The organism is Bacillus sp. NPDC077411 (assembly GCF_044543425.1).
GTDB lineage: Bacteria > Bacillota > Bacilli > Bacillales > Bacillaceae_G > Bacillus_A > Bacillus_A bruguierae.
This window is the reverse complement of record NZ_JBITWA010000003.1, coordinates 26,593-45,257: the sequence shown is the minus strand read 5'-3', so window position 1 is coordinate 45,257 and position 18,665 is coordinate 26,593. Positions and strand designations below refer to the sequence as shown.

Here is an 18,665-nt window from a genome sequence, read left to right as displayed (position 1 = left end):
CACCTATTTACAGTAATTATTTAAAAATAAGCCCTTATTTAAGGATTTCTTTTGATAAAGGTACTTGCATTTTATGCGTTTGTTTTCGAAAACCAAAACGAATTTTCTTACGTAATGGCTCTTCGTAAAATTGATAAATGATTGAACTAAATAATAAAGAAATTACTAAACAAATCAAAAAGCGATACGTATTCGCTAAATGAAGAAAATCTAAGTATCGAATCACCAATTGATGGATCATATAGAATGAGAAACTAATTTCACCCAAATAAACAAAAAACCTTTGTGATAATATTTTTGAAATCATACCACCTTGAAATGCAAAGGTGAAAATTAACAAACACCATAGTGGAACAAAATACACACCGCGAACGATTCCTACGTCTAAGTTTGCCGAATACAATAATAAGACAATGAATAACAATAAACTTAGTAGTTCTAAAACAGTAAATATAGCCTTGTTTAAATTTTCTTTATTGGATTTTTCAATATAAATCAATCCTAAAAGCATCCCTGTTGAAAATTCAAACAATCTAACTCCAGGGAAGATATGTAGTAACCAAATATAAAATGGATTATCTCCATCCAAATTTTTATTTAATAGAAATAAAACGCCCCACACTATCCAAAATATCAATACAGATTTAACTATATTTTTGTTAACTTTAAGTTTTATAAATATCCATAGCAGAAAAGGAAACATAAAATAAAAGAACGTTTCAACTGATAACGTCCATGAAACACCATTAAAATTAAAATAAGTTCCTTGACTCGGAAAAAAACTTTGTAACAATAGCAAATTGATCATTGACATAAAAGTAAGTTTTACAAAATATAAACTATTGGGGTGAAAGTACAAAATAACCAATGGTACAGAGAGCAAAAAAGTTAATACATGAACGGGATATATTCTTGAAAATCTTGCTTTATAAAACTTTTTGATATTATTTTTATTGATTTCTATAAACTTAGAATGATAGTTATAGGCTAATATAAAACCAGATAAAACAAAGAAAAACTGAACGCCCGCTGAACCTAATTGATATTGACTGAACACCCGCATATGGAATAAGAACACCATTAATGCAGCAATAAATCTAAATGACGTTAAAGAATTTAGCAAATAAATTCCTCCTTTTTGACTTCTCCAAAAACAATTTATTTGAATTCTCAAACTAGCTATTACCTTTGTTAATGGATATTCCTTATACAAATATAAGCAAAAGTTTATCTCTTACTTACATATAAATTGATTAATCTCATACAAAATCCTTGCGTAAACGGCAATATATTGAACAACATCGAATATACTCCTATGTCTTTTGTATCTCCTTGTGAAAAGTCAACTGCCCCATTTTTCCTCGTAACCTTCATCAAATAACTTATAGCTTTATCTGTACTATTTAAACATTCTTTAGAAATCTCATCTATTTTTGATGCGTTTAACAGAAACCAGCCTAATGTAGCTGTAGCAGAAGAATCCGGCCTACATTCACTTCTAGTTACCGTCCAGTTCCAGCTTCCATTATCTTGTTGAAAGTTCATAGCAGCTTTTGCAAATCTCTTTACACATTCTTCTAAAACAAGTTTATATTGATTGTCTTGTGGTAATTCACCCCATGCATCTATAAGGCCTATAGCAAACCAACCAAGACCTCTTCCCCATCCATATAATCCAAGGGGTACTTTATTTTCTAACTTGTATACATGACTTGGAATATAATGTTCGTCTAACATTCCATACTGCTCATACTCTTTAATTTGCTTCACTGCTAAATCTACACACTCGTCTTTGTTATATTTCGTACCGTAAGCTACTAAAAATGGACATATAAAGCCTATAGTATCTACATACCTATAACTTTTCATATACTTTCTATACTCTACTGATCCATCTTCACCTATATGCTCTTTTATCATTTCCCAAGTATAGTCCAATGCTTTCCTATACTTATCTGTCTCTATAAAATCTATCTTCATAATAGAATATGCTAGTATAGCTCCATCTACATACTTTGGTTTTTCTCTCCATTGACCATTACTATCAAATTTCGCATCCAAAAATTTTACAACTGCTTTTTTTACTTCCTGATCATCATTATATTTTAAGTACTCAGATAACCCTAAAACTAAAGATGCTTCTTGCCAATGTTGTATAGTACTTTTTGTATAATTTTTCTTCAGCATATCTATTACGACTAATCTTGTATTATCTGTTACCTTTATTTTTGGTACATTCAATAAAAATTTAGATCCTTTATTAGTAATAGCTTTATTCCATAACGATTTATCATCGTATCTTCCCATATGAATTCTTAGTGTCCAGTCTTTTATTAAAGGTACTAAGTCTATTGCTATCGTTATTAAAAGAATAATAATTATCGTACAACTCAAAATTTGAAATATCATCTCTATAAAGCCCTTTCGATATAGAAATAGTTTAGTTTACTTAACATATCCTACAGTATTCTCCAACTCTTCGGCCATCTTATTACACATGTCTAGCGTTATATTCCCGCCTATTGTCCAATTTTTATCATAAACATGAGCAGTTTCCATATTTAATCTATGCTTGTTAATATAATCCTCAGTTTTCCCGATTATTCTTGCTGGGTTACCGCCAACTATAGACCCTTCAGGTACCGATTTAGTTACGATACTTCCTGCAGCTACAATAGCATTCTTCCCTATTGTAACCCCAGGCATAATTAAGACCCTTGCTCCTATAAATGAATTGTCTTCTATTTTTATTTTTGCTATTTTTGTATAATCTAAATATCGTTTCGTACTAGCGTCATGTGCAAGAAGATACACTTGGGGCGCAAACGTAACATTATCACCAATTTCTATTAACCAGCAATGTGCATAATCAATTGTACTCCCAGCTAACCCGGAACAATTTTTCCCTACCTTCATACCTCGTTGCAAACACGCTTCTACTGTTAGTTCTTCACGGGATAGCATTCCTAATCTTATCATTAACGACTTTTTTATGCGATTAAACATTGTTACCCCCCATAATTTTTTTCATATTATATTTTACTGTTTATTAATTTATATAAATTATCAATTTCACCTTCTGTTCCCAAGTCTTCTTCTGCAAGATTATTAATAAACTTCGCTCTTAACATTTCATCACTTATTAATATCTCAAGATTATCAGCTACTGAGATGGAATCCATTTCTGCAATCAACCCATCGATATTATTTTTTATATGATTATCAGCTGTTTCGAAATTAGTAATTACTATTGGTTTTGCTAATATTTTTGCTTCATCTATAGAAATTGATTTTCCTTCATATCTCGAAGTTTGTATGTATATATCTGATTGCCTTATATACGGGTATGGATTTTCTTTTAAACCTAATAGTATTATTCTTTCTTCTAAATTTCTTTCTTTTATACCTCTTTGTAATTCTTTTCTTACATTACCTTCTCCAATGATATACCACTTAATGTCATACCCTTTTTTAACAAGCCTATCGACTGCTTCTAAGGAAATATCTAATCCCTTTTCTTTAGCCAATCTACCTACAGAAATTAACGATATGCTTTTGTCACCTTCTGTTTTAAATTCTACCTTCTCTAATGACATTTTCCTTATCATTTTTGAAGAAACGATATTGTGTATACATACAAATTTTTTTTCATATTCAGGAAAGTTCTTTTTTAGAATATTAACTAATTCTTCTGATACAGTAACTACGTAATCTAATTTACCAAAATAAACTTTCTCTTTTTTATAATCAATCCCTAACTTATTATAATCTGTATGTATCCATCCAATTTTTCTTTTTGCTTTTACCTTATCTACACAAAAATATATAGGGTTTTTTTCTTGGAACCCTATAGCTGCATCATACTCTTTATTGATTTCACTTATTGAATTTGACATATATTTCCATAACTTTTGTTCAATAATAGCGCCATTATTTTCTGTCTTAGCTAAATATCCTAATACAATCCTATTAAAAGATGTTTTAAAATCTCTTTTTTTAATTAACTCTATTAATGATTTCTTTATAGGCATATCAAAATATTTATAGTTCATAGGCTCAGGTAGTAAATGAACTTCTTTTGGTAGCTTATTTATAAATATCCCTTCATGCTTGAATAAAAACAAATCTACACTGTACAAAGAATAATCTATCGTTTCCAATAAGGATATTAGCGATTTCTCAGCCCCGCCACAAGTTAGATTATTCATTACAAATAATAATTTTTTTTTCATGAGTCCCACCCACTAAAAAGTCTCATACAGCTTATTTATTTCTCCTTCTGTCCCTAATTTCAATTGGGATAAATTATATGCTAAACGTTCTCTTAAACTTATATCTTTTACAAGCTTTTCAACCCCATTTGCAACAGCATCTGCATCCATATCTACAATTAGGCCATCTATGCCATCATTTATCTGATCTTTTGCTGTACTGAAATTAGTTACAATTATAGGTTTGTTTAATATTTTTGCTTCATCTATAGCTATAGACTTTCCTTCAAATCTAGATGTCTGTATATATATATCGGCTTGCTTTATATATGGATATGGATTGGACTTTAAGCCCAATAAACGAAACGTTCCTTCTAATTTATTTTCTTTAATTAAATTCGTTAATTTCTCTCTCTCTTCCCCTTCGCCAATAATATTCCACTTTATGTTATATCCTCTATCAATTAGTTTCTTACAAGATTCTATAGCCAATTCAAAAGCCTTCTGATAATGTAATCTCCCAATAGAAAGTAGTACAATTTCATTATCCTTTCTATCATACACATCGATATTATTTTGATTGGCCATTTTATTTATCATTGTCGGTGAAACGATATTATATATAACTCTTACTTTATTCTTTTGGCTCGGAAATCTATTTTTTAGTTTATTTGCGCATTCTTCCGAAACAGTAACGATATGGTCTAACTCTTTAAAGTAATCAATATCAAAATTTGGATCCATACCTAATTTGTCATAATCAATATGAACCCATCCTATTTTTTTAAAAGCATTTACTTTGTCTACACAAAAATATGTAGATGTTTTTTCTAAAAATCCTATAGCTACATCATATTTTTGGGGTAATTTTTCCAAAGACTTGGAGACATATTTCCAGTTATATTGTTCCCTTATTGATATATTTCTAGCATTTCTATTTCTTATAGCAAACATCACTCGATTATATGCTAGTGTCATTTCACGCTTTAATATGAGCTGCTTAATAGATTTAAATAGTGGTAAAGCAAATAAGTGGTAAGTTTCTGGAAGTGATAGAATTTGTACCTCTTTTGGTACAAATTCCATAAACATTCCATCATGTTTTAATAAAAACAAATCTACATTATATAAGTTGTAGTCTATTTGAGATAATAAATTTACTAAACTCTTTTCTCCACCAGCAGCTGTTAAACTAGGTATAACAAATAATAAATTCTTTTTCATTGATACACCTCACTTAACTAGTTCAGCTAAATATTCTACCGCTTTATACGACATTTTCTTTATATTAGGGATAGATTTCTGTAATGTTTGTCTCAATTCTGTTTCTTCGCTTACCATCTCATCAAATTTAGCCTTTAGCTTCTCACTGCTTGATATCTCTTCTAACCCTAAAACTAATTTTTCTTCTCCGAATATATCTTTCGATATTCCTTTTGACTTTATGCTATACCCTAATACCATAGTTGGAACACAATTCGAATAAGCTGCTATAGTCGCATGTGTTCTAGCTCCTATGAAAAATCTCATTCTAGCAATATACCCCTTATATTGTATTGCATTTAAGTCATTTGGCAGTATGATTACTCTCCCAGTATTTTTAAATTCCTCATAATATTTATATAAAACTTCATAATCGTTATTTCCATCCATTATTACATGAGGTGTGAGAGCAATTGTTAAATCTGTAGTATTTAATATATGATTTATTAATTCTCTTACTGCCGCTTGGGAGTCTTTATTTCTCTCCCAGACAAGTGGGCTAAAGTTTAATCCAACTGTATTTCCTTCTTGCCATCCCTTAGGCAATTCCAGCTCTTCTTTTTCCATAGTAAATGCTGGATCAGCACATAATTTAACATTATTGAGCCCCTTACTTTTTAACATATTATAAGTAAGGCTTTCACGAGCTAGTATTGCATCAAACAGCTTTAAGTCTTCTAATTTTTTCTCAGACATGTCCTCGTCACCGATAGAACATCCCCATAAAACCAATTTTTTCCCTTGTGCCTTTACTCTTCTATCTATCTCATACAATGCAGGCTGCTCTCCATAGCAATAGTTATCTCCTCCTATAGATAAGCATACATCTACATCTTTTATACGTTTAATGATGTTATTTTCCATTTTAGCTAATGCATAAGATTCATCATTAAAAAACTTTACCTTAAGTAAAGCCATCCACCAATCATATGAATACTTCTTTATACTACTGCTAGAACCCTCATATATTTCATCCAACTGAGGAATTATCTTGTCCGTTTCTGGTTTACTTGATACTAAGTACACCTTTGTGTCATCTGTTTTTTCTTTGATAATATTCGTAGAAGAACGAACTATTGCTTCGCATCCTCTATTTAAACTGCCTCCATGGGCAAACATCATAATTTTCATATTAGCCTCTCCCAATAACTATTTACTTCGAAATCTACTGTAAGCAACAGCACAATATAGTCCAATTGCCGACTTTTTCCTTATCATGTCTATCACAGCTTTCTCATATCTTCCTAATTTACTGTAATTTTCACTGCAATAAACAGGTAACGCTTCTCTAACATATTTATTTCGAATCATATTTTTTACATATCTATACCTCGTACTAAAACTTACATCTTTAGATGGGGTAAAATAAATATATATATATGACATTACACTATTTATAAATTTTATTGATTTTAACTGGTGCGCCTTTACTTTGTCGACCTTATCAGTATATATTTGTGGCAATTCCATGTTATACACTTCTACGGCTCTCTTAAAATAATCTTTTTCTACTATATTTCTAGTAGCACTGCCAGTTACCTCTCTATAGTGGTATCCAGCATAATTTATATATTTCATACTAGTTGCATTACTAAAGAATTCGATGTTAAACATTCCGTCTTCTCCTAATGCAACTTTTTCTGGAAATTTCACATCATTTTCATTTATTATATTATTTTTATAAATTTTATTCACAGCAGTATTTAAATGATCTGTCTTAAGAAAATAAGGCAATAGTTCTTGATCTATATATTCTTTTTTAAGAACAGTATCTACTGGAAATGGATACCTTATTGCTACCTTATGTCCTTCCATTTCACCGTTAATATTTGATATAACTACATCACAATCATCTTGCTTTGCAGAGTTATATAATACTTCATACATTGCTCTCTCTATGTAATCATCAGCATCAACAAATCCAACATATTCCCCAGTCGCTAAACATAACCCTTTGTTCCTGGCAATGCTTACGCCCTGATTTTCTTGATTTATAAGTATTATCCTATTATCTAATTCTTTATAACGCTCAATAACTTCTCTACTATTGTCCGTCGAACCATCATTAATAAATATAAATTCACATTGTTGAAGTGTTTGATTTAAAAGTGATTCTACACACTGTGTAATATATTTTCCTGCATTATAAACCGGTATTATTACACTTACTTTTATGCTCATGCCTAAATCCCGCCTCTACCAGGAAACCCTGCATTATAATAATCCATACATTTTTATTATGATCGGTTCATCACCAAAAGACGGGGGTAACATATAGATAGATGTACACTCCACTCCGAGTGGACGCTTTCCGCGGGCGAGAGCGAGCCTCCTCGGCAAGCCTGCGGGATCTCACTTTCCTCGCTATTCCCGCAGGAGTTGCCACTCTCCGTTCCGTGTATGAAAAATGTTTCATTTTCGAAAAAATCAACCCCATGTTACGGTGAAGAACCTTAGCCAACAGGCCTAAACAGTCAGCTCCGCTTTTCTTTATAAGTCGCTGCTATGTAGAATACAACATAACCGCTACTTGCTTGCTCCTTTTGTTTTAGGTTTCAATAATTTTATATAACTTATCTAACTCATAACTATTACTATATTCCCTACTTTTCAGATGATGAATCAATGTATTTCTGAGCTTATCATCTTTATATAGAGTTTCAATCCCTTTAACTAACCCCTCAATACTTGAATCGCATATTATACCTTCAAATCCATCTTCCAACTGACTAGCTGCAGTAGGATAATTCGTAATCAATATAGGACTCTCAAGTATTTTAGCCTCTGTCACTGTAACTGCTTTTCCTTCATATCGAGACGGCTGCACGTATAAATCGCATGCTTTCATATATGGATATGGATTGGTTTGTTTGCCTAATAATATAAAACTATTTTCTAAATTGTTTTCTGCTATTAGTTCTCTAAGAATAGATTCATCTGAGCCATATCCTATCACATACCACTTTATATTATTAAATCCTTTGTCGTGCAACATTCTAAGTGCTTTTATAGCACGATCAAACCCTTTGGCATACGACAATCTTCCAACCGATACGATATTAAAAGTACCATTATCTTGCTTATTAAAATCTACAACATTAGCAGCCATTTTCCGAATAAACTCTGGTGAAGTAATATTCTCTATAAGCAAGATTTTCTCTTTCAATGATGGATATACAGTCAAGAACGCTTTTGTGCATTCATCTGATATAGATGCAATATAATCAAACTTATTCCACATAGTAAGATCTAATTCATTATCAATTTCTAACGTACTGTAATCTGTATGGATCCAAGCTATTTTTTTATCAGCATTTACATTATCAGCTAAAATATCGTGTGGCCATGCATAACTAATTGCAAAGTCATACTTTTTTTTCTGTTTAGGCAAGAAGTATGATACATATTTTGAAACAAGTTGCATCTGAATATATCCTGATCCTTCTTTTAATTGCCGTTGTTTTGATTTTCTACCTGCGATATACTTGCTTACTATTCTTATAATTGATGCTAAAAAATAGCCTTCCCGTATGCATTGCCTAATGGATTTTCTAAATACGGTGTATTTACCTATTTGAGGTAACACATTAACTTTATCAGGGATTAAATGCATGAAATCTCCTGTGTGATTTAATATTAGTAAATCTACGTTATATGTGTTGTAGTCAAAGGTTTCTAGCATATTAATTAAGCTTCTTTCCGCACCGCCAATTTCCATATCATACATAGAAATTAAAATATTTTTCTTCATGTAATTCCCCGCGTTCATATTTTGTTCTTGATATGAGTGAAATCATTATACATTATGAAATTATATAGACGACACTTTCACATGAACTGCTTCAACTCGTGCGATTGATACATACGTTTTCTCGTTTATTTACAAACAGTGTATTTGAAGGAATATTTCCTTTTACAACACTTCCAGCAGCTATCACAGTATTATCACCTATAAACGTATCCCTCAATATAACTACATTAGAACCAATCCAAACATTCTCTCCTATCTTTACTTCACCCTTTATTAAGTGCTCATCTTCAATGTTCTTATAATTATGGTCATGATCGTTAATACTTACATTAGGAGCTATCTTTGTGTTTTTTCCAATTGATATTTTATTTATACAGTTAATGTTACAGTTATCATTAATGAACACTTTCTCACCTATATCTAGTACCCCATTAAAATCAATTCGAATACTCGTATTTCTTCTGACAAACACAAATTTTCCAATATTGATTTTTGAATGCTTATTAAAAACCTCTATCCTACTTTTTGTTTGGAGTGCAAAAATTGAGCAATTTATATTACGGAAGTATATTAACTTATAGAAAACACCTCTTAATACACCGATTAAGTGTGAAAGATTCATCAACACTGCAAAATATAACCCTCTGTTACGACTTTCTGTAACTAGCGTTTGGAATATTTTTTTTAATATATTAATCATGCATTTTCTCCTTAAAAGCTTCTTTTCGCCCCGCATGTTGTCTCAACTTAGCAATATTATCCCCACCTATGATTTTGGCTAAAATTAATTTTATTTTACCCTTTATCCGCGCTTTAGGTGGTAACCAGCTCTTATAAAAATGATGCATAGCATGTGTATTTTCTGTTATAAATTTTCTGCAATTAATATAGTCATATGGTGAGAAATATGTTTGGGGATAGAAAGTTCCTATTCCCTCTATTTCCTGATACTCTCCGTTTGTTTTTAATCCTATATTTTTTAATATCTCTGTCACAATAGCTACATTCGTCAAATCATCATAGCTTCCATCCTCTTTAATGAAACCCTTCTCTTCATATGAATCTAGAAATGTTTTTATAAGCTTATTTTCTTTAGCCGCTCCTATTGTGCTTGTAGCTATGTAATTTTCTTGTTCAAATCCCCAAAATGAATCATGATGCAATAGATTATTAAAAGATTTAAATACCTCCACATCAGTATCCAAATAAATACCGCCATAATAATATAAAGCATGTACCCTAACATAATCACTTACAAATGCAAATTTGCCAGCTTTGTATGCCTCTTTTACATATGAATTACAATTTATATCAAAATTATCTTCATTCCATTCTAGTATTTCATATTCTGGTAGATTCTTTTTCCAACTCTCTATGCATTTTTTGACAATGTCAGGTTTGTCTTTTCCTCCAAACCAGCAGTAATGTATAGTCCTGGGTATTTTTTTAAGTTTTTTCACTTTAAAGCCTCCTCTTTAAAGTAGGAAGTCCCTTTTTTTATGCTCTATTCGTTATACTTATTCATATATAAATCCAACTTGGCTTTCCAACACACAAGTCGCCGCCATGCCAAGCAAAACATAACCCGCTACTTTCTGTCTCTCTTTGTTTGAACTTCGCATGTGACAGAAATAGGTACTGACCGCTTCTACGCATGGCCAGATGCTCCCGACCACCTAAAAAGAAAAGGGGTTTATGTCAGGTTTTTAATTCGGATTTATATATAACTCTAAAGTTTTATAAAGTTACTTCCATATCCAACGCCTGCAAGGCTTACTACACATTCATAGTAGTAATACACAAGATAGAATATTAAAATCCCATAATAAATAAGCTTTCGATCTTTTTCAGTAAATAATTTTACAACCCAAGAAATTAATATGAGTTGATACAATCCAAAATAAATAGAAAATCTAGCAAATATCCAGTTTTGGGTTGAGATAATCATAAAGACAAGCCCTAATATAGACATATTTACAACAGGATCACTTTTAGGAAACAACTCCCTTAATCTATCTTTCCCTAAGTAAGCGAGAATAATCGGTACGGCATAAACAATAACCCTGAGTATATTTGCACCGCCCTCAGAAAAGTTTTTGTACTCACTATATTGACTATTCTCTATAACTGCAAATAAAGCATCCATAAATTGGTTAAATCCTATAACGATAAGTACCGCGCAAACAAGAAGAATATACGTTTGCTTTGACCAAGCTTCTTTCCTAACTATAAAATAAATAGGAATGAGGATAAGCGCAGTCTGGTGTACAGTTGATGCAAGTAGGATAATTAAAATATACTTTTTCCAATTACCTTCAAATATATATTTTGTTGCCGCAAATACAATTGCAGCTGCCAAAAATTGCCTTATTCCATTCATTGAAGTTAAAAACATGCCACCTGTTATATATACAAATAAACTTAACTCAAACATTCTTGCATATTTATATAAAACAAGCACTATCAATAGGTTTGTAATCAATGCTGTTACAAAAATCAGCAGTTGCGGATCATGGGAAAAATTTTGTAAAAACATTTGATAAATATTAAATCCAATGTCCTTTTCCGACTTAATCATTTCCCAGCTAAAATTGAGAGTGGCATATGAATGCATATAGGCAAAAGTATCTCCAATATTATTACGAAGGCCCGATACTAATATTAATGTGGTCATAGCACAAAACACTAAAAATTTATTTGGTCGGATAAAAGATCCCCTCATAATAATCGGTTTAGAAAAATACCTTGCAAAAAAAGAAAAACAATAAACTAAAGCAAGATTCACCCATAATACAGTCATTCACCAATCACTTCCATATCTTAAGTGTATATAACTCCATCCCTATTCTTCTTTACCTGTACCTCTACTCGTTTTATTTTTTTTCAAAACAGTAGTTCTATGTGTATTCAGAATATAACAATAAAGTAAAAACCCCAAAGGCGTTGCCACGAAAGTAGTCCATTTACATGGAGACTCTTTTAAAAATTTATAGTTTTTTATCATGAAATTACTGGACACATAATGCATGGCTTCTCTAAATCTGTCTTTAAATGAAGGTGCATATTGCATGGCTATTTTCCTAAAAAAAGAAAAACCACGTGGATTTTTCTTATACTGCTTAATAATGTTCATACTTGACCCATCATCTAAATATTCTACAAAACACAGCACTTCATTCATAATAAGTAAGGGACATTCTTGATCAATCAGAATATACTTATAACTAAGTGGACAATACTTTTCCCCTGGAAATATTGGATAGGGCGGGGAGTTACGTGTAAGTTCGGATCGATATACAAGTTTTTTATCCCCTTTCACTTTATGTTTTACATATAAATCTGAAAGTTTAGATTCTCTTAAATCAGACGGCATTTTAGTTCCGATAATGTTTCCATTCTGATTTGCATCCAATCCAACTATACCAGCATAACGATCACTTCCATTTTGTTTCCAAAATGAAAGGATTTTCTCCACAGCGTCATCAGCCATATAATCATCAGAGTCTATACAAACATTTAGTTCTGTATCAATTAATTCATAAGCAGTATTGTGGGCCCCATGCATTCCTTGATTTTCCTGATAATAATAACGAATTGGAACGAAACCCTCTGAAATCCACTTTTCCACAAGTTCCTTTGTGTTATCTGTAGATCCATCATCAATAATTAACCAAATAAAGTCTTTAGAAGTTTGTCTTTTCAAACTGTCGTAGCATAGATGTAATGTGTACGCACGATTAAACGCAGGTGTAAAGACAGTTAAAGTAGGACCCATCACAAAACCTCCAGAAATCTAAGTTTGTTTTATATGTAACTATGATCTAAATAATAATCCGTTAGCCATTTTGCCATCGTAGCAGTATCATATCCGTTTTTACGTAATAAATCAGACGTATCTTCATGGTCATATGATGAAGTAAGAATTTTTTCTGCCCAGACCTCCGGCGTTTCCTTTAAGCTCACAAACTCCATTCGACCGGACACATCCGTTTCATCTGTTATAGTGTCGGATATAACACATTTTAAACCGGCAGCCTGCGCTTCAACCAACACAACCGGCAACCCTTCAAAAAGCGAAGGAAACAGAAATAAATCGAACCCTTGCATAAGGGATGATATATCTCCTCTAACCCCTAAGAACCTCACATGTGACGATAACCCTAAGGTAGCTACCTTCTTTTCTATCAATGGTCGTAATTGACCATCCCCTACCATAACAAGCAGGGAATTAGGATTCTTATCATGTACAGCTTTAAACACATCAATTAGAAAATCATGATTTTTTTGCTTGTTAAATCTTCCGATATGTCCTAATACTAATTTATCTTCTGCACCTATTTCTTTCCTTATTTGCTTCCTAATTTCTTCATCATATTGAAATTCTTCTACATTAACTGCATTGTTAAGAACAGTTACTCCCTTAGCCTCACATGTTTTCCGTCCAAATAACCATTGTCCTGCATTTTTTGAACATGCAAAATACTTGCTTGGATTATCCTTCATCGAAAATCTCGCATACAAACGAAAAGGTAGCTTTATATCTATACCCAAATCGCTTAAATGACTATGCGCAATACGGCAAGGAACACCCGCACGTTTGGCTGCTCCAAGTACAAAACTGCTATTTTCGTTAATATGGGAATGTACTACTTTATATTCAGGATGAGCAGTAAAGAATTTATCAAGTAGTTTGAAATATGAACGATAATTACCAGGTCTTATTTGCGGCATTCGATAAATTCTTCCGCCAAGACTCAATATCTCATCATCATAATGCCCTTTTTCTTCTCTATGTACCATGAAGTCAAACTGTATCTTATTACGATCCAGCTTTCGGTAATAATTCATTAACATCGTTTCAAGCCCGCCACGATTCATGATCGTCACTACTTGCAATATACGATTAGGTTCCAATATTCCCCCTCCTATCTAACTATTTTTCTGAGTTTATCAATTGCTACTAAAATGAAATAAAATCCTAGTGTGAATCGAAACTTCGCACAAAAATAAAATGCCCTCCAAGCAACTGAAAAATATTTCATTTCAAATTGCCTAAAGGATTGTTTGATACGTTTATCCTTTAAAATCGAATGTAACTTGCTGATTTTCATCAAAGCAGATACTTTATTTTCTTTGCTTATTGTGTTTAAGCCGAGCCCTAATGTACTAAGACATATGCGATTATTTAAGGCTATATAAAAATCTTTTCCCATGTTTTTATCATCTAAGAAATTTTCAATTACACTGTAAAGATGAAACCACTGATTCATTAAACTAGGCTTATAAGACGATGTAACTGATGTAGTGTTTACCCTCCAATAATGATAATAAGGTTTATTGATAAAAACAAAAGTTTTTGCATAATAAAAAGCATAAATATTAAAAAGAGAATCTTCATTAGTCCCTATAGTACTAAGGTCCACAAATTCAATATTATTTTCTTTAAGAATATCTGAGCGATATAACTTTGACCATACCGTCCCCCATGCATCGAGAAGTTCTGGATTTGCTATTTCTTCATTTAAAGGACCAACCAAGCGTCTCATAACTTTTAATTGGACTTCTTCATTGTGATAACAAACTTTTTCAGGAAGGTTGAATTCTTTTATCTTTGAATGACTGCCAAACTCTCGAGTATACGTACACATAACAATATCGGCTTTTTCATCAACTGCACTATTATACATTGACTCATACATATCTTTATCGACCCAATCATCTGGGTCAACAAAACCAATATATTCCCCGTTTGCCGCGCGTATCCCCTCATTCCTAGCTGAAGAAACACCACCATTTTCCTTTTCTATCACCATAATACGACTATCTTTTTTTGCATAATCATTAAGTATTTTTGCACTTCCATCTGTTGAACCATCATTTATAGCTATAATTTCGATATCACTAAAATTTTGTGATAACAAACTATCCAAGCATCTACTTACGTATTGTTCAACATTATATATAGGCACTATCACACTGACTTTTGGTTTCATCTACATCCCTCAACATATATTGTGTATAAATATTATTCAATTCTGCACCTACTTGGGCAATTGAGTATTTTTTTACTCTATTTACATTTTCAATCCCAATTTTTTCACGCAGTGTTCTCGACTGAATACACTCCAGTATTCGCGTGGCAAAAAGTTCTTCCTCTTTTGGCGATACAAGATAACCATTTATTGTATCCTTTATAAGCTCCCTGTGTCCTCTATTATCAGTAGCTACAACTGGAAGACCACAAGCCATAGCTTCCATAATGTTAACTGGCAAACCTTCTCGAAGGCTAGATGCAACGGCAATATCACACATTGGTACTAATGAAGCAATATCCGTTCGATATCCAAGAAAATGAACCATATCGGCAATTCCAAGCTCAATAGCCAAGCTCTTACAATCTTCCATTAATGGACCTTTTCCTGCGAGTAAAAGCTTTGCGTTAGGAGCTTCATCCTTTAGTAGGGCTAACGAACGAAGCAAAAATTGCTGATTTTTATTTTTGTTAAATTCAGCAGCATAGAACATTAGGAAATCATCTGGTTTGTATCCAAATTTCATCTTTAAATCTCGTTTATCTTCTTCTTTTACCAATTTGAATTGTTCCGTATCTACACCTATTCCATGAACGTGTTCAATACACTTTGCTTTAAATCGATGTTTCGCTGCAAGATTGTAATCTTCTGTATTGATTGTTATGAGACAATCTGTATAAGAAGCTAATCCTCTTTCAATTGGATAATATGCAAGCCAATTTATAAGAGGTGCACCCTTACAAAAATGAAATCCATGAGCTGTGTAAATCACCTTAGTTCCTTGTCTTCTCGCTTTTCTTGCAGCTAAGCGGGCAAGCACTCCTCCCATAGGTGTATGACAATGAATAATGCTGTACTTATTTTTATTGATAATTGATGTAAGCTTCTTATATGCCTGGAAGTTTTGCTTTTTAAAAGGTGATCTCTGAATAGGAATATCATATTTTTTATGTACATATGGAAGGTGCATATTACCACTTGCAGCAACATGTACCTCCCATCCCTGCTCCGCAAACCATTCCATATACGGTAAGTGAAATGCTTTAAAATGGTAATCTACTGTTGCACAAAACAACACTTTCTTAGGCAATTAAATCACACACCCATTCAACTATATTTTTGATTCAAGTACAGCTTCCACAAACCGTTAACCCAATGTTGGTGTTAATATTTTTGAAGCGTTATGTTTATTAGCCAAATCTAATAATATGTTTCGTAATTCTTCTTTATCCAAATCAGAGTGTGTAGAAATAATTTTTTCAATTTCTTCTATATAAATATTAGTTTCTTTTCCTACATAAATTCTCGGATAAATTTGTTGTTCAATCATTTCATCATCTTTTAATAGCTCTTCAAAAAGCTTTTCTCCCGGTCTCGTCCCAGTAAATTCTATACCAATTTCTTCAACAGAATTTCCTGATAGTTTAATTAAATTTTTAGCCAGGTCGACAATTTTCACTGGTTCACCCATATCTAATACAAAAATTTCTCCGCCCTTAGCTAAAGCCCCGGCCTGCATAACTAGTCTTGATGCTTCCGGAATAGTCATAAAGTAACGAACCATATCTGGATGAGTAACTGTAACTGGTCCGCCTTTTTGAATTTGCTTCTTGAATAACGGAATTACACTACCTCTACTTCCTAATACATTTCCAAAACGAACCGCAACGAACTTTGTATGACTTGTTTTATTTGTATATTGAACAATCATTTCAGCCAATCTTTTCGTTGCTCCCATAACATTTGTTGGATTTACTGCTTTATCAGAAGAAATCATAACAAACGTTTCAACATCGTGCCAACTTGCTGCTTTTGCAACATTCATCGTTCCCATCAAGTTATTTTTCACAGCTTCTTCCGGATTATATTCCATTAATGGGACATGTTTATGTGCAGCAGCATGATAGACAACGTGCGGGTGATATTTATTCATCACTGACATCATTTTCTGACTGTCTTGTATATCTGCAATTTCTGGAATAAATATAATCTCTGTATTACCATATAACTCTCTCAATTCCATTTCAATGGAGTAAATGCTATTTTCCCCATGGCCTAATAAAATTAACTGTTTTGGATTGAACTTTGCGACTTGTCTACAAATCTCTGAACCGATTGAACCACCAGCACCAGTCACTAAAATGACTTTATCAGTTATATATTCTGAAATGCTATTCATATCCAGCTCAACCGGACTACGTCCTAGCAAGTCTTCTACTTGAACATCGCGGAATTCATTAACTGAAACTTTCCCTGTTACTAAATCTTCTAACATAGGAAGAATTTGCGTCTTTGCTTTTGTTTTTGAGCACTCTTTAAAAATGGCATTCAATCTTTTTTTTCTAAGAGAAGGGATGGCAATTATAATACTCTCAATATTAAGTTCTTCAACAACACGCTCAATCTGATTTACTCCTCCAATTACTGGAATTCCTAGAATATCAAGATTATGCTTCTTCACATTATCATCAATAAATGCAACAGGTAATAATTCTGTATCATTGTTCTGTAGCAATTGTCTTACGACCATTGTCCCCGCAGAACCAGCCCCAATAATTAAAGTTCTCTTTTTCGTATCATCATTTTTAAAATACGCATCCCGGAACATCCGCCAAATAAAACGGGACCCTCCAATTAACAAAATGTGTATCATCCAAGTTACAGCAAGTAAACGAAAGTAAACTTCGTGTATCACTATTTTTTGTACAAAAGCTGTAGTAACGATAGTCAATGTAATAGCTTTAAAAATAATTAATAATTCCCCTATACTTGCATATTCCCATGCCTTTTTATACAACTTATAAAGAAAAGCAAAAAAATGATGGCTAAGTAGTAAAGTTATAGAGCTAATTACAGATGTTAATGTAATAACTCGAAAACTACCATTTACAAAAAAATAACTAAAATAAATTGCACCCAATACTATAAGTGAATCCATTAAAAGCAATAACGACAACCTTTGCCGGTACGTCATAAAATTCCCACCTTTTTAATCATGACTTTGAAAAAATTAAAACTTTTAACTATGAGATCTTTCCAAAAACCCATAGTTAAAAGCTTTAATAAAATTTGGGCATCTAACCCAACCTCACACCACACTCTTGACGACTAGCATCTAAGGTTTATTTCAACCCACAGTATAGCCGAGTGCCTCCATTGATATTGGTAAAGAGGCATCACCATATTGAATCTTCTAAAAGAACTATTTATGTACTTTATAAAGAACGAGTTAGTTTAAGATCCTTTTATCCCGTTAAATAGATAACCTTTATATTTCCCGAATACTCCTATAGATAAATTGAACTTAATTTTTACACTTCTCAATTGAGTAACCAATCACCATTCAAATTCCCTTTATAAGACAATGTGTTTTAAGGAACTTGGCGATGAGAGGACTTATAAAAAAAT

The 18,665-nt window shown here is 32.3% G+C and carries 16 protein-coding genes; all 16 read right to left on the bottom strand.

Translation table 11 applies throughout. The features are described 5' to 3' along the window. Window positions 1–34: 34 nt before the first annotated feature. Complete coding sequence (locus ACIGHG_RS05845; protein WP_336472416.1) at window positions 35–1,123, bottom strand: acyltransferase family protein; 1,089 nt, start codon at window positions 1,121–1,123, stop codon at window positions 35–37. 104 nt (window positions 1,124–1,227) lie between these two features. Beyond that, a complete protein-coding gene (locus ACIGHG_RS05840; protein WP_336472415.1) occupies window positions 1,228–2,409 on the bottom strand; it encodes a glycoside hydrolase family 88 protein in 1,182 nt (393 codons plus the stop codon). A gap of 36 nt (window positions 2,410–2,445) precedes the next feature. Then, window positions 2,446–3,006, bottom strand: coding sequence for an acyltransferase (locus tag ACIGHG_RS05835; RefSeq protein WP_336472414.1), 561 nt, complete (start codon window positions 3,004–3,006; stop codon window positions 2,446–2,448). A gap of 26 nt (window positions 3,007–3,032) precedes the next feature. Continuing rightward, window positions 3,033–4,232, bottom strand: a complete 1,200-nt coding sequence (locus ACIGHG_RS05830) for a glycosyltransferase (RefSeq protein WP_336472413.1) — start codon at window positions 4,230–4,232, stop codon at window positions 3,033–3,035. Between the two features lie 12 nt (window positions 4,233–4,244). Continuing rightward, the gene (locus tag ACIGHG_RS05825) at window positions 4,245–5,435 is read right to left on the bottom strand and encodes a glycosyltransferase (protein WP_396547564.1); all 1,191 of its coding nucleotides are present in this window, start codon (window positions 5,433–5,435) and stop codon (window positions 4,245–4,247) included. Between the two features lie 9 nt (window positions 5,436–5,444). Further along, complete coding sequence (locus ACIGHG_RS05820) at window positions 5,445–6,605, bottom strand: polysaccharide pyruvyl transferase family protein (RefSeq protein WP_336472411.1); 1,161 nt, start codon at window positions 6,603–6,605, stop codon at window positions 5,445–5,447. 18 nt (window positions 6,606–6,623) lie between these two features. After that, the gene (locus ACIGHG_RS05815; RefSeq protein WP_336472410.1) at window positions 6,624–7,655 is read right to left on the bottom strand and encodes a glycosyltransferase; all 1,032 of its coding nucleotides are present in this window, start codon (window positions 7,653–7,655) and stop codon (window positions 6,624–6,626) included. Window positions 7,656–8,022: 367 nt separating this feature from the next. Further along, window positions 8,023–9,225, bottom strand: a complete 1,203-nt coding sequence (locus ACIGHG_RS05810; protein ID WP_336472409.1) for a glycosyltransferase — start codon at window positions 9,223–9,225, stop codon at window positions 8,023–8,025. A 91-nt stretch (window positions 9,226–9,316) separates the two neighbouring features. Further along, window positions 9,317–9,925, bottom strand: a complete 609-nt coding sequence (locus ACIGHG_RS05805; RefSeq protein ID WP_336472408.1) for an acyltransferase — start codon at window positions 9,923–9,925, stop codon at window positions 9,317–9,319. Further along, entirely contained in the window at window positions 9,918–10,685 is a 768-nt protein-coding gene (locus ACIGHG_RS05800) for a glycosyltransferase family 32 protein (protein WP_336472407.1), read from the bottom strand. The genes ACIGHG_RS05805 and ACIGHG_RS05800 overlap by 8 nt, the downstream gene beginning before the upstream one ends. A gap of 269 nt (window positions 10,686–10,954) precedes the next feature. Beyond that, window positions 10,955–12,025, bottom strand: a complete 1,071-nt coding sequence (locus ACIGHG_RS05795; RefSeq protein ID WP_336472406.1) for an EpsG family protein — start codon at window positions 12,023–12,025, stop codon at window positions 10,955–10,957. 42 nt (window positions 12,026–12,067) lie between these two features. Then, a complete protein-coding gene (locus ACIGHG_RS05790) occupies window positions 12,068–13,000 on the bottom strand; it encodes a glycosyltransferase family 2 protein (RefSeq protein ID WP_336472405.1) in 933 nt (310 codons plus the stop codon). Between the two features lie 29 nt (window positions 13,001–13,029). Continuing rightward, window positions 13,030–14,139: a glycosyltransferase family 1 protein gene (locus ACIGHG_RS05785; protein ID WP_336472404.1), complete on the bottom strand. Its 1,110-nt coding sequence runs from the start codon at window positions 14,137–14,139 to the stop codon at window positions 13,030–13,032. Between the two features lie 11 nt (window positions 14,140–14,150). Continuing rightward, window positions 14,151–15,218, bottom strand: coding sequence for a glycosyltransferase family 2 protein (locus ACIGHG_RS05780; protein ID WP_396547560.1), 1,068 nt, complete (start codon window positions 15,216–15,218; stop codon window positions 14,151–14,153). Then, window positions 15,181–16,347: a glycosyltransferase family 4 protein gene (locus tag ACIGHG_RS05775; RefSeq protein ID WP_396547559.1), complete on the bottom strand. Its 1,167-nt coding sequence runs from the start codon at window positions 16,345–16,347 to the stop codon at window positions 15,181–15,183. The genes ACIGHG_RS05780 and ACIGHG_RS05775 overlap by 38 nt, the downstream gene beginning before the upstream one ends. A 57-nt stretch (window positions 16,348–16,404) precedes the next feature. Further along, the gene (locus ACIGHG_RS05770; RefSeq protein ID WP_396547557.1) at window positions 16,405–18,231 is read right to left on the bottom strand and encodes a polysaccharide biosynthesis protein; all 1,827 of its coding nucleotides are present in this window, start codon (window positions 18,229–18,231) and stop codon (window positions 16,405–16,407) included. Between the last annotated feature and the right edge of the window lie 434 nt (window positions 18,232–18,665).

Coding starts and splice junctions, on each gene's coding strand:
- ACIGHG_RS05825 (WP_396547564.1), bottom strand. CDS start 5,435: ATGAAAAAGAATTTATTATTTGTTATACCTAGTTTAACAGCTGCTGGT.
- ACIGHG_RS05835 (WP_336472414.1), bottom strand. CDS start 3,006: ATGTTTAATCGCATAAAAAAGTCGTTAATGATAAGATTAGGAATGCTA.
- ACIGHG_RS05810 (WP_336472409.1), bottom strand. CDS start 9,225: ATGAAGAAAAATATTTTAATTTCTATGTATGATATGGAAATTGGCGGT.
- ACIGHG_RS05805 (WP_336472408.1), bottom strand. CDS start 9,925: ATGATTAATATATTAAAAAAAATATTCCAAACGCTAGTTACAGAAAGT.
- ACIGHG_RS05815 (WP_336472410.1), bottom strand. CDS start 7,655: ATGAGCATAAAAGTAAGTGTAATAATACCGGTTTATAATGCAGGAAAA.
- ACIGHG_RS05790 (WP_336472405.1), bottom strand. CDS start 13,000: ATGGGTCCTACTTTAACTGTCTTTACACCTGCGTTTAATCGTGCGTAC.
- ACIGHG_RS05770 (WP_396547557.1), bottom strand. CDS start 18,231: ATGACGTACCGGCAAAGGTTGTCGTTATTGCTTTTAATGGATTCACTT.
- ACIGHG_RS05780 (WP_396547560.1), bottom strand. CDS start 15,218: ATGAAACCAAAAGTCAGTGTGATAGTGCCTATATATAATGTTGAACAA.
- ACIGHG_RS05840 (WP_336472415.1), bottom strand. CDS start 2,409: ATGATATTTCAAATTTTGAGTTGTACGATAATTATTATTCTTTTAATA.
- ACIGHG_RS05795 (WP_336472406.1), bottom strand. CDS start 12,025: ATGACTGTATTATGGGTGAATCTTGCTTTAGTTTATTGTTTTTCTTTT.
- ACIGHG_RS05830 (WP_336472413.1), bottom strand. CDS start 4,232: ATGAAAAAAAAATTATTATTTGTAATGAATAATCTAACTTGTGGCGGG.
- ACIGHG_RS05820 (WP_336472411.1), bottom strand. CDS start 6,605: ATGAAAATTATGATGTTTGCCCATGGAGGCAGTTTAAATAGAGGATGC.